General features: G+C 69.1%; 15 protein-coding genes. 6 read left to right on the top strand and 9 right to left on the bottom strand.

Going from position 1 to position 12,970, the window contains the following annotated elements; genetic code table 11:
- Position 1: 1 nt before the first annotated feature.
- Genes AXA74_RS21730 through AXA74_RS21710 form a run of 5 tightly spaced genes read right to left on the bottom strand, consistent with a single transcriptional unit; the run spans position 2 to position 4,318 of the window.
- Positions 2–1,333, bottom strand: coding sequence for a sulfite reductase subunit alpha (locus AXA74_RS21730; RefSeq protein ID WP_032963081.1), 1,332 nt, complete (start codon positions 1,331–1,333; stop codon positions 2–4).
- Complete coding sequence (locus tag AXA74_RS21725; RefSeq protein ID WP_029579333.1) at positions 1,330–2,322, bottom strand: FAD:protein FMN transferase; 993 nt, start codon at positions 2,320–2,322, stop codon at positions 1,330–1,332. The genes AXA74_RS21730 and AXA74_RS21725 overlap by 4 nt, the downstream gene beginning before the upstream one ends.
- A gap of 7 nt (positions 2,323–2,329) precedes the next feature.
- Complete coding sequence (locus AXA74_RS21720; RefSeq protein ID WP_032979692.1) at positions 2,330–3,130, bottom strand: DUF4198 domain-containing protein; 801 nt, start codon at positions 3,128–3,130, stop codon at positions 2,330–2,332.
- Between the two features lie 25 nt (positions 3,131–3,155).
- Entirely contained in the window at positions 3,156–3,671 is a 516-nt protein-coding gene (locus AXA74_RS21715) for a DUF2271 domain-containing protein (protein WP_029579335.1), read from the bottom strand.
- Between the two features lie 20 nt (positions 3,672–3,691).
- On the bottom strand, positions 3,692–4,318 hold the full coding sequence (locus AXA74_RS21710; RefSeq protein WP_032955587.1) for a PepSY-associated TM helix domain-containing protein: 627 nt from the start codon (positions 4,316–4,318) through the stop codon (positions 3,692–3,694).
- Between the two features lie 174 nt (positions 4,319–4,492).
- Between AXA74_RS21710 and AXA74_RS21705 the strand changes: the two genes are divergently transcribed.
- Entirely contained in the window at positions 4,493–5,038 is a 546-nt protein-coding gene (locus tag AXA74_RS21705; protein ID WP_029579337.1) for an HdeD family acid-resistance protein, read from the top strand.
- Between the two features lie 23 nt (positions 5,039–5,061).
- Positions 5,062–5,442, top strand: coding sequence for a fluoride efflux transporter CrcB (gene crcB / locus AXA74_RS21700; RefSeq protein WP_029579338.1), 381 nt, complete (start codon positions 5,062–5,064; stop codon positions 5,440–5,442).
- Between the two features lie 11 nt (positions 5,443–5,453).
- Here crcB and hpnE read toward each other — a convergent pair whose 3' ends face one another.
- From hpnE to hpnC, 3 genes are read right to left on the bottom strand one after another with little or no spacing between them, the layout of a single operon-like run.
- Entirely contained in the window at positions 5,454–6,773 is a 1,320-nt protein-coding gene (gene hpnE / locus AXA74_RS21695; protein WP_029579339.1) for a hydroxysqualene dehydroxylase HpnE, read from the bottom strand.
- Positions 6,770–7,633: a presqualene diphosphate synthase HpnD gene (hpnD, locus tag AXA74_RS21690; protein WP_029579340.1), complete on the bottom strand. Its 864-nt coding sequence runs from the start codon at positions 7,631–7,633 to the stop codon at positions 6,770–6,772. Before hpnD ends, hpnE begins: the two co-directional genes overlap by 4 nt.
- Before the next feature lies 1 nt (position 7,634).
- On the bottom strand, positions 7,635–8,456 hold the full coding sequence (gene hpnC / locus AXA74_RS21685; RefSeq protein WP_029579341.1) for a squalene synthase HpnC: 822 nt from the start codon (positions 8,454–8,456) through the stop codon (positions 7,635–7,637).
- A 96-nt stretch (positions 8,457–8,552) separates the two neighbouring features.
- Between hpnC and alr the strand changes: the two genes are divergently transcribed.
- Together alr and AXA74_RS21675 are read left to right on the top strand one after the other, a co-directional pair.
- Positions 8,553–9,683: an alanine racemase gene (gene alr, locus AXA74_RS21680; protein ID WP_029579342.1), complete on the top strand. Its 1,131-nt coding sequence runs from the start codon at positions 8,553–8,555 to the stop codon at positions 9,681–9,683.
- Positions 9,684–9,799: 116 nt separating this feature from the next.
- Positions 9,800–10,516, top strand: a complete 717-nt coding sequence (locus tag AXA74_RS21675; protein WP_029579343.1) for an SDR family oxidoreductase — start codon at positions 9,800–9,802, stop codon at positions 10,514–10,516.
- Between the two features lie 15 nt (positions 10,517–10,531).
- Here the strand turns inward: AXA74_RS21675 and AXA74_RS21670 are convergent, their stop codons facing one another.
- On the bottom strand, positions 10,532–11,131 hold the full coding sequence (locus AXA74_RS21670) for a hypothetical protein (protein ID WP_230588862.1): 600 nt from the start codon (positions 11,129–11,131) through the stop codon (positions 10,532–10,534).
- Between the two features lie 172 nt (positions 11,132–11,303).
- Between AXA74_RS21670 and radA the strand changes: the two genes are divergently transcribed.
- Both radA and AXA74_RS21660 read left to right on the top strand, forming a co-directional pair.
- Complete coding sequence (gene radA, locus AXA74_RS21665) at positions 11,304–12,662, top strand: DNA repair protein RadA (RefSeq protein WP_032955586.1); 1,359 nt, start codon at positions 11,304–11,306, stop codon at positions 12,660–12,662.
- A gap of 60 nt (positions 12,663–12,722) precedes the next feature.
- Positions 12,723–12,970, top strand: a 248-nt coding sequence (locus AXA74_RS21660; RefSeq protein WP_155680908.1) for a TSUP family transporter, incomplete at its 3' end; no start/stop codon positions are given.

Genomic DNA, 12,970 nt, shown 5'->3' with positions numbered 1-12,970 from the left:
GTCAATAGACGTCGCGGCGCAGCCTGCCTTCGGCGCGCAGGGCGAGCACGGCCGGCGCGCCCAGGATTTCCGTGAGGGCCTCCTCCACGCCCTGGGCCATGCCTTGCAGGCTGCCGCAGACCGCGATGACGGCGCCTTCGCCGACCCAGCCCCGCAGCAGCCCGGCGCGCTCGCGCAAGCGGTCCTGCACATAGCCCTGTCCCTGGCGCGAATAGACGAGATCCAGTTCGGGCAGCAGGCCTTGGGCCTGCCAGGCGCGCAGCTCATCGCCCAGCAAGGCATCGTGCGCGGCATGCCGTTCCCCGAACACCAACCAGTTGCGCGCGTGGCCCGCCGCGATGCGGGCCTTGAGCCAGGATCGCAGTCCGGCCAGGCCGGTGCCATTGCCGATGAGGATGAGCGGCCGCGGGCCCGGTGGCAGGTGAAAGCCGTGATTGCCACGGATGCGCAAGGCGACTTCCGCGCCCACCGGGCATCGCTCGGTCAGCCAGCCACTGCCCAGGCCCAGGCGGCCGTCGGCGTGGCGCTGCTGCCTGACGAGCAATTGCAGGCAGCCATCGGCCGGCAGCGAAGCGATCGAATATTCGCGATGGTTTTGCAGTGGCGCATCGGGCGCGGCGCGGGGCCCGATCTCGGCGATGTCGCCCGCCTCCCATGTCGTTTCGCGTTCCGGTACGAGGCTGAGCAGAAAGCAAGGGCCGCCGGCGCTGCCGGGATTGAGGTGTTCGCGCCGGACCAGGCGCCAGGCCTGGTAATCGGGCGCCTGCCAGTCGGCCTGCTCGGCCGCGCCGCAGGCGGCCACCAATTCGCGCTGCCAATGGCGCAGGGCCGCCGGATCGGCCCGGTCTACCTCCACCCGGTCGAACAGGCTGTGAGCGCCCTGGGCCGCCAGCCAATGGTCGAGCCCGCGGCCGAAGCCGCAGAAGCGGGTGTAGCTGCTGTCGCCCAGCGCCAGCAGGGCGTATTGCAGATGCGCCAGCTGGCCTTCGGCGGCCGGGCGCATGACGTCCTGGGCAAAGCGGGCCGCGCCATCGGGCGCATCGCCTTCGCCATAGGTGCTCGCCACGAAAAGGGCGCGCCGGCACGAGGCCAGCAGCGTGGCATCGACCTGGTTGAGCGGCAGCACATCGGCCAGGTGGCCGGCGGCGCGCAGGGCCGCCGCGCTGTGTTCGGCGATCTCCCGGGCCAGGCCGGATTGGCTGGCATGCGCCACCAGCCAGCCGCCGCTGACGGGCTGCGGCCGGCGGGCGGCGCGGGCGCGCCGCCAGGCCCGCCAGCTCAGAAGCATCCAGGCCGCCACCAGCAGGGCGGCGGCGGCGAACCGCGCCGTCATAGGCCGATCACGTCCAGAGCGAGGAAAGCGGGACTGGGCGCCAGGCGCAGGCCCTGGCTGCCGCGCACGATGAACAGCGCCGCCAGCTCATGGCGGCGGGCATAGGCCATGCCCTCGGCCTCGCCCATCACGTTCAGGGCCGTGGCCAGCGCATCGGCCTGCATGCAGCCGGCATGCAGTACGGTCACCGAGGCCAGGTCATTGTCCAAGGGCTGGCCGCTGCGCGGATCCAGCGTATGGGCGTAGCGCCGTCCGCCGTGCTCGGCATAGCGTCGATAGTCGCCCGAGGTGGCGATGGCCTGCCCAGCCAGCGCCACGCCCAGGGCATGGGCGCCGCTGCCGTCGGGGACTTCGACGGCCACGCGCCAGGGCAGGCCATCCGGCCGCCTGCCGCGGGCGCGCAGTTCGCCGCCCGCCTCGATCAGATAGTGCCGCAGGCCCAGGCCGTCCAAGGCCCAGGCCGCCGCGTCCACGCCATAGCCTTTGGCGATGGCCGACAGGTCCAGCTTCAGCCCGCCAGGCTGCCAGGCGCGTCCGCGCCGGGGATCCAGCGCCAGGCGCTGCCAGCCGCAGCGCCTGGCGGCTTCGGCGATCATGGCCTGCGAAGGCGGTTCGGAGACACCGCGGCGTGGCCCGAAGCCCCACATATCCACCCACTCGCCCAGCGTGGGGTCACAGGCGCCGCCGGTCTCGCGGGCCAGCTTCAGGGCATAGTCCAGCACGTGCAGCAGGTCCTTGGGCAAGACGTGCCAGCCGGCCGGCGCGCGATTGAAACGCGCCAGGTCGGAGTCCGGATCCCAATGGCTCATCTGTGCCACCACGCCGTCCAGCGCGGCCTGCACGGCGGCCTGGATGCGGGTGTCGGACAGGCTCAGCGTGGCGGACAGCCGCGCCGACCAGGTCGTGCCCATGGTGGCGCCGGCCAGCGCCACCGGGCGGCTGAGCGCCGCGCCGTAGTGTTCGGCGGGGGCAACGGCGATCTGCGGCATGCCGGGCTCAGGGGCGCAGCACTTCCAGCGTGCCGGCATAGCTCAGGCGGCGCTTGCTGGCCTTGGGCACGGTCACCTGCTGGTCTTCCAGGCTGGCCTCCAGCCAATACATGCCGGGCTGCGGCCATTTGACCTGGAACTTGCCCTGCGCATCGGTCTTGAGCGCCATCTCATCGACCTTGTCGCGATAGCGGCTGCCGTCGGGCACCACGGTCACTTCGAGGCCGGCGGCCGGCTTGCCGTCCACCGTCATCTGGAAGGTCGCGGCTTCGTCGGAGTACAGATCATTCGGGTGGGTCACGGCGACCAGCTCCAGGCCGCGGCCCACGGGCTTGATCGGGCTGGGCTTGCCGGAGGTCACGAAGGTTTCGACCCGCCCCAGGCTCTGGCTGATCTCCAGGTCCTGGGCCTGGGCCGGCACCGCCTGGGCCAGGCCTTCGGCCTTGCCGAAATAGCGCTTGGGTTTGCCGTCTTCCTTCCAGCGCGCGAACACGCCGTCATTGACCACGGCGATGCGGTAGGTGCCGGTCTGCGCGAGCTGGAGATCGAAGGTGCTGCGCAGCTTGCCGCGATGCTCGTTCTCGGCCTGGACGCTGCTGCCGTCCGGCGCGACGATCACCAGGTTGTCCAGGCGCAGCGGCGCGTGGTTGATGTAGAACTTGTCGTTGCTGACCGCGCCATCGAACGTCACCCAGGTGTTGGTCCCGGACAGTACGGTGGACGAAGGCAGCAGCCACACGTCGTGCGCGTGCGAGACCAGGGGCAGGGCGAGCGCGGCCGCGAGGCCCAGCTTGGCGAAGAGTTTCATGTCTTGTGCTCCGTTTGCGAGAGGATCAGGGCTTGAGCTGGATGGCGACTTCGCCGAGTTCATGTTCGCCCTTGACGGCCTGGCCGGCGTCGGCCTTGGGCGGCCAGGCAAAGGGCAGGCGCAGCAGCTCGCGGCCGCCGACTTCGCGGGCGGCCTCGACCACCACGGCATAGTTGCCCGGCTTGAGGTCGGACAGGGGCTTGGCGCGGTCGGAAAAGGCCAGCGCATGCTTGCCCGCCGGGCGCGTGGCGCCGCTCACGCCATCGACCGGAAACTGCTGGTTGCGGCCGCTGCGGCGCCACCATTGGCGCATGTCCTTGAGCCATTCGGTGCCTTCGTTGTTTTTCTTGGCCACGTCATACCAGACGGCGAGGTCGCCGGCCAGGCTCTGGTCTTCGCGTTCGATCCAGATGGCCACGTAAGGGCGGTGGTATTCGGCGACGTCCAGCCGCGGGATTTCCACCGTGACGGTGAGATCGGCCGCCTGGGCCGTGCGCGCGATGGCGCCGGCCAGGACGAGGGAGAGCAGCAGTTTGCGCATAGGGTTTTCCGCGAGAACGATCAATGAATGAAAAGCAGGGCGAGCACGACGGGGATCACCACGCCCAATCCCACCATGGGCCAGGTGGCGGCGCGATGGCCGGCGTGCATCTTCAGCAGCACCAGTCCGGTCAAGGAAAAGACCAGACAGGCCACGGCGAACAGGTCCAGAAACCAGCTCCAGGCCACGCCGGTGTGGCGGCCCTTGTGCAAATCGTTCAGGTAGGCAATCCAGCCCCGGTCGGTGCGCTCGTACTCGACCTCGCCGGTCTGCATATCGACCGACAGCCAGGCATCGCCGCCGGCGCGCGGCAGGGAGAGATAGGCTTCGTCGGCGGACCACTCGGGTTTGGTCCGCGCCGTGTCGATGCCGAATTCGTGGTCCAGCCAGGCGCCGGCCTCGGCCGGCAAGCGGGCGGCGCGTTGTCCGCCGGCGGCCTTGACGGCCTCGTGCAGCGGCCCGGGCAATTGCGCGCGGCGGGTCTGCACGGTGGCCTTGCTCTCGATGTGCGAGGCGTTGTTCAGCGTCAGCCCGGTGACGGCGAACAGCAGCATGCCCAGCAGGCAGAGCGCCGAGCTGATCCAATGCCAGGTGTGCAAGGTCTTGAGCCAGTAGGCGCGTCGCTGGCTGGCGTTTTTTTCGTTCATTGTGCAAGGCCACGAAGGTGGCGCATTCTAACACTTAATGAGAATGACTCTTAAAATCGACCCGCTCATGACATTTCAGCTCGTTTCAGCCGCGCGCCATGGCGCAGGGACGGATGGGGGGGATAAGATGGGGCATCCCGCCTGGCGCGGGCCCGACACAACAGGGAGAGAACCATGATCGACGTGACGCAAAACGTGGGAAGACAATGGGGTTGGGTGGCCTTGCGGGGTTTGGTGGCGGTGCTGTTCGGCTTGCTGGCGCTCTTTCTGCCGGGTATCACGTTGGCGGCCCTGGTCCTGGTCTGGGGCGCCTATGCCCTGGTCGATGGCGTGTTCGCGCTGATCGCCGGCTGGCGCATCCGGGACCAGGACAAACCCCTGTGGCCCTTGGTTCTGGTCGGCATCACCGGCCTGGCCGCCGGCATCGTGACCTTTCTGTGGCCCGGCGTCACGGCCCTGGTGCTGCTGTACATCATCGCCTTCTGGGCCATCGTGGCCGGCGTGTTCCAGATCGCCGCGGCCATCCGCTTCCGCAAGGAAATCCAGAACGAATGGCTGCACGGGCTGTCCGGCCTAGTCTCGCTGCTCTTCGGCGTCATGCTGGTGATACAACCGGGCGCGGGGGCCTTGGCGCTGGTCTGGGTGATCGGCCTGTATGCCGTATTTTTCGGTATCCTCTTGCTGGTCCTGGCCTTGCGCCTGAAGCGTCACGCGGCCTAGGATTTCTTCAGCTTCGGATCCAGATGCTCATCCCTCTCAATTTTCTCGTCATCGGCCTGGGCGCGGCGGCCGGCGCCTGGCTGCGCTGGCTGCTGGGCCTGAAGTTCAACAGCGGTGGCTGGCCCTGGGGCACGCTGGCGGCCAACCTGGGCGGCGGCTACCTGATCGGGCTGGTGCTGGGCCTGGTCGCCCTGCATCCGGAATGGCCGGCATGGATACGGCTGGCGGCGGTGACCGGCTTCCTGGGCGGCCTGACGACGTTCTCGACGTTTTCAGCCGAGGTCGTGCAATACCTCGAACGCGGGCAGGTCGGGCCGGCGGCCGGCTATGCGCTGGCCAGCCTGGCCGGTTCGCTATGCCTGACCGCGCTGGGGCTGGCCACGGCCCATCTGTTGGGCCGCTGAGCCGCGGGCCGTCAAGCCGGCCTGCCCGACAGCAATACCCGCGCGGCGGCCAGGCCGCTGCGCACCGCGCCTTCCAGCACGCCCGGATAACCCGTGTCCGTCCAGTCTCCGGCCAGCGCGAGATTGGGCCAGGGGGTGCTGTTGAGCGGCCGGGTGAGCTTGGGCACGGCGGCAAAGGTGGCGCGCTTTTCGATGAAGAGCTCGGCGATCTCGATGGCGGGCAGGGGCGGCAGGCCGGCGCGCGCGGCCTGTTCTTCGATCTGGCCGACCAGGGCGTCGATGGCGTCCTGCCGTTCCATATTGGCCACGGTGGCCGCGGCGCTGCATACCAGGGCCAGCTCGCCCGTCTTGGACTTGCCCGTCAGCCGGGCTCGGTCGAACAGCCATTGGCCGGCCTGGCCCCGGCCGATATCCTCGCGCAGCATCATCATGGGCTCGGGCAGCGACCAGGGCGCGGCCAGGCGCAGATTGAGGGTGGCGATGGGCTGGTACTCAAAGGCCTGCAGGGCGCGCAGCAGGCCCGGCGACTGCGAGGCGCGCAGCGCATTGCCCAGCAGGCGGGCGGCGATGGCCGGCGGCACGGCGACCACGGCCGCGTCGAAGCGTTCGTCATTGACATCCACGCCCGTGGCCGAGGGCTGCAGCCGGCGCACGGTGTCGCCATAGCGCATCTTGACCTGCAGGGCGATGACATCGGGCCATAGCGCGGACAGATCCACGCAAGGCAGCAGCACATCGCTATTGCGGCGATGGCCGTCCAGCGTATCGCGCAGCACGGCGGCAAACAGCGAGGCGCTGGCCTGCACCAGGGGGGTGTTCAAGGCGGCCAGGCAGAGCGGCCCCCAGATATTGCGCACCACCGCCTCGGGCTGGGCGTGGTAGTCGAGCAGGCTGGCCACCGTCCAGTCGCGCGGCGGCTGCCAATGGCAATGCTGCAGGGCGCGGATCAGGCGCAGCGCCGCCAGTTTTTCGCCCAGCCTCAGGCCGCGCGCCAGCAACAGGCCGACGGCGGCGTGCAGGGGAGCGGGCAGCGGCGGGGCCGACAGCAGGAACTGGCGGTCCAGGCTGGCCAGCCGCAAGGGGCGGCGCATCAGCAGGGCATCGGGGTTGCGGCCCAGGCGGCGCATCAGCGCCAGGGTTTCGGTATAGGCGCCCAGCATCACGTGCTGGCCGTTGTCCAGGTCGGCGCCAAAGGCGGGATGCACCACGCGCCGGGCGCGTCCGCCCGGGGTGCGGCCGGCCTCGAACACCGTGACCTTGGCATCGGCCTCGCGCAATGCGGCGGCCGCGGCCAGGCCGGCCCAGCCGGCTCCGATGACGGCGACCTTCATCGTCCCAACCTGCGCACGACGCCGTGGCCTCCGCCCACCCAGGTTTTCCAGGCCAGCCAGAGCTTGCGCAGCGGCGTGAGCGAGATGCGCTGGTGCAGCACCTGCCAGTCATCGCGCTCGATCTCCTCGAGGAGGGCGTGATAGATGGCCGCCATCATGAGGCCGGGGCGCTGGGCGCGGACATCGGCCTTGGGCAGGGCCTGCATGGCCTCGCGGTACAGGTCGCGGGCCCGCGCGGTCTCGAAGGCCATCAAGGCCGAGAAACCCTCGGAGTAATTGCCGTTGAGGATGTCGCTGGCCTTGACCTCGAACTGCTGCAGGTCGTTGATGGGCAGATAGATGCGGCCGCGCCGCGCGTCGTCGCCGACGTCGCGGATGATGTTGGTGAGCTGGAAGGCCAGGCCCAGCTTGGCGGCGTACTCCAGCGTGGCTTCCTCGGTGTAGCCGAAAATGGCGGCCGACATTTCGCCCACCACGCCGGCCACATGCCAGCAATACTTGCGCAAGCCGGGCCAATCCAGGTAGCGGGTCTGGTCCAGGTCCATTTCCATGCCGTCGATCACGGCCATCAGGCGCTGGCGGCTGATCCCATGGGGCTGGACGTGCGGCTGCAGCGCGCGCGTGACGGGATGCTCGGGATTGCCGGCGAACATGGCGTCGATCTGCGTGCGCCACCAGCCCAGCTTCACGCGGGCCAGCTGGGCATCGGAGGTTTCGTCCACGACATCGTCGACCTCGCGGCAGAAGGCGTAGAGGGCCGTGATGGCGCGCCGCCGTTCCGGGGGCAGGAACAGAAAGGCGTAGTAGAAGCTGGAGCCGCTTTTGGCGGCCTTGTCCTGGCAGTATTCGTCAGGGGTCATGTCAAGTTAGCGCGCGCCACGCCATGAGCACCCAGTCCCGGGCGCCCAGCTGCGGGCGGTTCATGAAAACATCGTAGTCGGCCTGCTCGATGCGTTGCAGGATGCGCAGGCCGCCCTGGATCACCAGCTTCAGTTCGAAGCCGATGCGGCCAGGCAGGCGACGCGGCAGCGCAGCGCCAGAGTGTAGCAGCGCGCGCGTGCGGTCGATTTCGAACGCCATCAGCGACCGCCAGGCCGGGGTGAGGCGGCAGGCGGCGAGGTCCTCCTCGCTGACGCCATGGGCCTGGCGGTCTTCCTCGGGCAGATACACGCGGTCTTTGAGCCAGTCCACGCGCACGTCCTGCCAGAAGTTGGTCAGTTGCAGCCCGGTGCAGATGGCGTCGGCATCGCGCATGTTCTCGGCCGTGGCGGCCCCGTACAGATGCAGCATCAGGCGTCCGACGGGGTCGGCCGAGCGCGCGCAGTAGTCGCGCAGGCTGGCGAAGTCCGCGTAGCGTTTGGTGCCCACGTCCTGCTCGAAGGCCGAGAGCAGGTCGAAAAATGGCGTGATGGGCAACTGGTGCCGGCGGATGGTGTCCGCCAGCGGGTCGAAGATGGGCGCCAGGTCCGCCTGGCCAGGATGACCGGGGCCGGCGCCGATGCGGTGCAGCTCGGCGCGAAAGCGTTCCAGGGCGGCCAGGCGCTGGGCATCGTCGGCCTCGCCTTCGTCGGCAATATCGTCGGCGGCGCGCGCATAGCGATAGATGTCGCGCACGGCCTGGCGCAGGGGCCGGGGCAGCAGCAGTGAGGCGACGGGGAAGTTTTCGTAGTGATCAACAGCCATGGTGACATGGGGAAAAACGCGCCGGGGCGGCGGCCGAGGCGGCGTGGGCGCCATGCCCGGATACGTTAGACTATCCGACTCAGGAAGAAAGCTACCATGCCCCGTCCCATTTCCGCCTTGATTTCGCCTTCGGCTTTGCGTCATAACCTTTCCGTTGTGCGCCAGCGCCTGGATCGCCAGGCCGAGGTCGAGGGCGGCGTATCGCCGTCCATCTGGGCCGTCATCAAGGCCAATGCCTATGGCCACGGCATCGAGCGCGCCGTCGGCGCTTTCTCCGAAGCCCAGGGCCTGGCCATGCTCGACCTCGAAGAGGCGGTGCGCTGCCGCGAGGCCGGCTGGGGCGGGCCCATCATGCTGCTCGAGGGTTTTTTCCAGCCGCGCGACCTGGACCTGCTCGACCGCTACCATCTCAGCACCGCCATACACTGCCAGGAGCAGCTGGACATGCTGGCCCATGCGCGGCCGGCGCATCGCATCAACGCCATGCTCAAGCTCAACAGCGGCATGAACCGCCTGGGCTTTGCCCCGGACGCCTATGCGCGCGCCTTCGAGGCCGCGCGGGCGCTGCAGGGCCGCGGCGTGCTGGGCACCGTGGGCAAGATGACGCACTTCGCCACGGCCGACGGGCCGCAAGGCCCGCAATGGCAGTGGGAGGTCTTCGAAGCGGCCACCCAGGGCTTGCCCGGCCCGGTCAGCGTGTGCAACTCGGCGGGCACGCTGCGTTATCCGCGGCTGGCCATCGGCCGCGCGGGCCAAGACACCCATTGGGTGCGTCCCGGTATTTGCCTCTATGGCGCATCGCCGTTTGACGACCAGAGCGCCGCCGAGCTGGGCCTGCGCCCGGCCATGACGCTGCGCTCCGAGCTGATCGGCGTGCAGCACCTGCAGCCGGGCCAGACCGTCGGCTATGGCGCCACCTTCACCGCGCCGCGGGCCATGCGCATCGGCGTGGTGGCTTGCGGCTATGCCGATGGCTATCCGCGCCACTGCGGCACCGGCACGCCCATCACCGTGGCCGGCGTGCCGACCCGCCTGCTGGGCCGGGTGTCCATGGACATGCTGGCGGTCGACCTGGAGCCGGTCGCGGCCGCCGGCGTCGGCAGCCCGGTCGTGCTCTGGGGCGAAGGCGGCCCGGGCGTGGACGAGGTGGCGGCCGCGGCCGGCACGATAGGCTACGAATTGTTGACGGCGCTCGCCCAGCGGGTCCCTGTCACGGAAATCCGCTGAAACCGAGGGTAAAACCTCGGCTGGCCCAGGCTCTAGCCAAGGCGCGCCAGTCAAGTTACAAGACGCCTTGTGCCCTTGCGGCGCCAGGTTGATAGACAAAAGCGAGGTTGAAATCCATGAAGGACAAATGCGTGCTCGTGACGGGCGCAACCAAGGGTATAGGCTGGGCTCTCACACAGCGTCTGGCCGACCTGGGCTGTCACGTGGTCGGCATTGCGCGCAACACCACGGACGTGGATTTCCCGGGCTATCTCTATGCCTGCGATCTCGCCGATGCGGGCCGCACCGAAGAAGTGCTGCGCGAAATCCGCGAGAAATTTCCGGTCGACGCGGTCGTCAACAATGTCGGCGTGGCCTCGCCCCAGCCCCTGGGCGAGATCGACCTGGCCACGCTGTACAGCGTGCTGGATCTGAACATCCGTGTCGCCGTGCAGGTGACCCAGGCCTTCGTGGACTCCATGAAGGCGCGCCGCGCCGGGCGCATCGTCAATATCGTCAGCCGCGCCATCCACGGCGCGTATGACCGCACGGCGTATTCGGCGGCCAAGAGCGCGCTGGTGGGAGTGACCCGCACCTGGGCGCTGGAACTGGCCGAGTACGGCGTGACGGTCAATGCGGTCGCGCCCGGCCCCATCGAGACCGAGCTGTTTCGCCGCGGCCATCCGGCCGGCAGCGACGCAGAAAAGCGCACGCTGGCGTCCATTCCCATGAAGCGCGTCGGCGCCCCGGCGGATGTCGCGGCGGCGATTGCTTTCCTGCTCTCGGATGATGCCGGGTTCATTACCGGCCAGGTGCTGGGCGTGGATGGCGGCGGCAGCCTGGGCGGACGCTGAGGGCCCTGCCGGCGGCTAGGGCGCCGTTTTGTTCGAGGTCGGGCCGGATTCTGTTTGGTCCGGCTCGGGCAGGGCCTCGGCCTCGGGCAACAGGACCTGCAGGTCGGGCGGCAGCTCAAGCTCGTCTTCATCGCGGTGCAGCGCCGCCAGCTGCACCAGCGCGGCATCGCGCTGGTCGCCGCGCAGGAGATTGCGGATGTACTCGATGCGCGAGGTGGCGTCGGGGCCGGCCGGCGGCGGCACTTGCTTGAGCACCGGCTTGGCGCTTTCGGGAGTGGTCAGCGAGGCGGGCAGGGCGGGCGGCGGCGCGGCCGTATAGCTGCCGATCTCCGGCGGCTGGGTCAGCGTCTCGTCGGGCGCGTCGCTTTGCGTCACCACGTCGTCCTCGTCCATGGTGGCCGAGTTGTCCAGGTTGCTATAGTCGGTGAACACCAGCAGGCTGAACACCACCGCCACCGAACCCGCGATGCCCCAGCCCGGATGCCATGTCCCGTGGGGGCGGCGCAAGGCCGCGCCCGCCGCGGCCAGCTCCGGCGCGAGGGGAGGCGTGCTGCGGTAGTGCGCGCGCAGATCCAGGTCTTCAGTGTCGTCATCAGGCGACAGGTGAGGGCACATGCAACAGACTCCTAGCGGGCCGGGCAATGAAGGGCGTGCGGCGTCGCATCATTGCAAAGGATAGCCTTCCCGGCGTGCTGTGCGCCAGGGGTAAATGCCCGTTGAAATAATTTTAATTCAAGGGTGGGATCATGCCCCATGGCCGGGCCCGCCTTGCCGGTAAACTTCTGTCATGGCTAAATCGCGAACCGTCTATGTGTGCGCCGAGTGTGGCGGCACCAGCTTGAAGTGGCAGGGCAAGTGTCCGCACTGCGCCGCCTGGAACACCCTCGAAGAAACCGTCGAGTCGTCCGCGCCGGCGGCCGGCCACCGCTACGCGCCCCTGGCGTCCTCCAGTCCCGTGCGCAGCCTGGCCGATATCGAGGCGCGCGAGACGCCGCGCCAGCCGACCGGGCTGGACGAATTCGACCGCGTGCTGGGCGGCGGCCTGGTCGAAGGGGCCGTGGTGCTCATCGGCGGCGATCCCGGCATCGGCAAATCCACTTTGCTCCTCCAGGCCCTGGCGTCGCTGTCGGCCAGCGTGCCGGTCCTCTATGTCACCGGCGAAGAGTCCGCCGAGCAAGTGGCCCTGCGCGCCCGCCGCCTGGGCCTTCCGACCGGCGCGGTCAACCTGCTGGCCGAGATCCGGCTGGAGGCCATCCAGGCGGCGGTGTCCCAGCAAAAGCCCGCCGTGGCCGTCATCGATTCCATCCAGACGCTCTACAGCGGCGAGCTGACGGCCGCGCCCGGATCCGTCTCGCAGGTGCGCGAATGCGCCGCCCAGCTCACGCGGCTGGCCAAGCAGACCGGCATCGCCATCGTCATGATCGGCCACGTCACGAAGGACGGCGCCCTGGCCGGGCCGCGCGTGCTCGAGCACATCGTCGACACGGTGCTCTATTTCGAAGGCGACACGCATTCGTCCTTCCGTCTGGTGCGGGCGTTCAAGAACCGCTTTGGCGCGGTCAACGAGCTGGGCGTGTTCGCCATGACGGACCGCGGTCTGCGCGGCGTGGCCAACCCCTCGGCGCTCTTCCTGTCGCAGCACCAGGACCAGGTGGCGGGCTCCTGCGTCATGGCCACGCAGGAGGGCACGCGGCCCATGCTGGTCGAGATCCAGGCGCTGGTCGATAGCTCGCATGCGCCCAATCCCAAGCGCCTGACGGTGGGTCTGGAGAGCAACCGCCTGGCCATGCTCCTGGCCGTCATGCACCGGCACGCCGGCGTCAGCACCTATGACCAGGATGTCTTTGTCAATGCCGTGGGCGGCGTGCGCATCACCGAGCCCGCGGCCGACCTGCCCGTCCTGCTGGCCATCATGTCCTCGCTGCGCGACCGGCCCTTGCCCAAGGGCCTGATCGCCTTTGGCGAGATCGGCCTGGCCGGCGAGATCCGGCCGGCGCCGCGCGGCCAGGAGCGGCTGCGCGAGGCGGCCAAGCTGGGATTCTCCATCGCTCTCATTCCCAAGGCCAATGCGCCGCGCCAGGCGATAGAAGGTCTGGAGATCTGGGCGGTGGACCGCCTGGAAGAAGCCTTGGACAAATTGCGCTAAAGTGCGCCGACCCGCCAGGCGATGTCGCCGGCGGCATAGAGCAGGGTGGGGAGAGCAGTCTTGAGCGGTCTGGTGGTGGCGGCCTGTCTGGGCAGCGGGGCATTGATCGGGTTCCTGGGGGGGGTGCTGGGCATCGGCGGCGGGCTGATCGCGATTCCGGCGCTGGTGCTCTTGATGGGCATGCCGCAGCAGCTGGCGCAGGGCACGGCGCTCATCATGGTCCTGCCCACGATTGTCATGGCGGTGCGCAAGTACAACCAGCATGCCCGGCTTGACGTGCGCGCGGCGGTGGCCGGCGCGGCGGGCGC

The organism is Bordetella hinzii LMG 13501 (genome assembly GCF_001548475.1).
GTDB lineage: Bacteria > Pseudomonadota > Gammaproteobacteria > Burkholderiales > Burkholderiaceae_B > Bordetella > Bordetella hinzii.
Note: the sequence above shows the minus strand (reverse complement) of the source record. Positions and strands in the feature narration are given on the sequence as shown.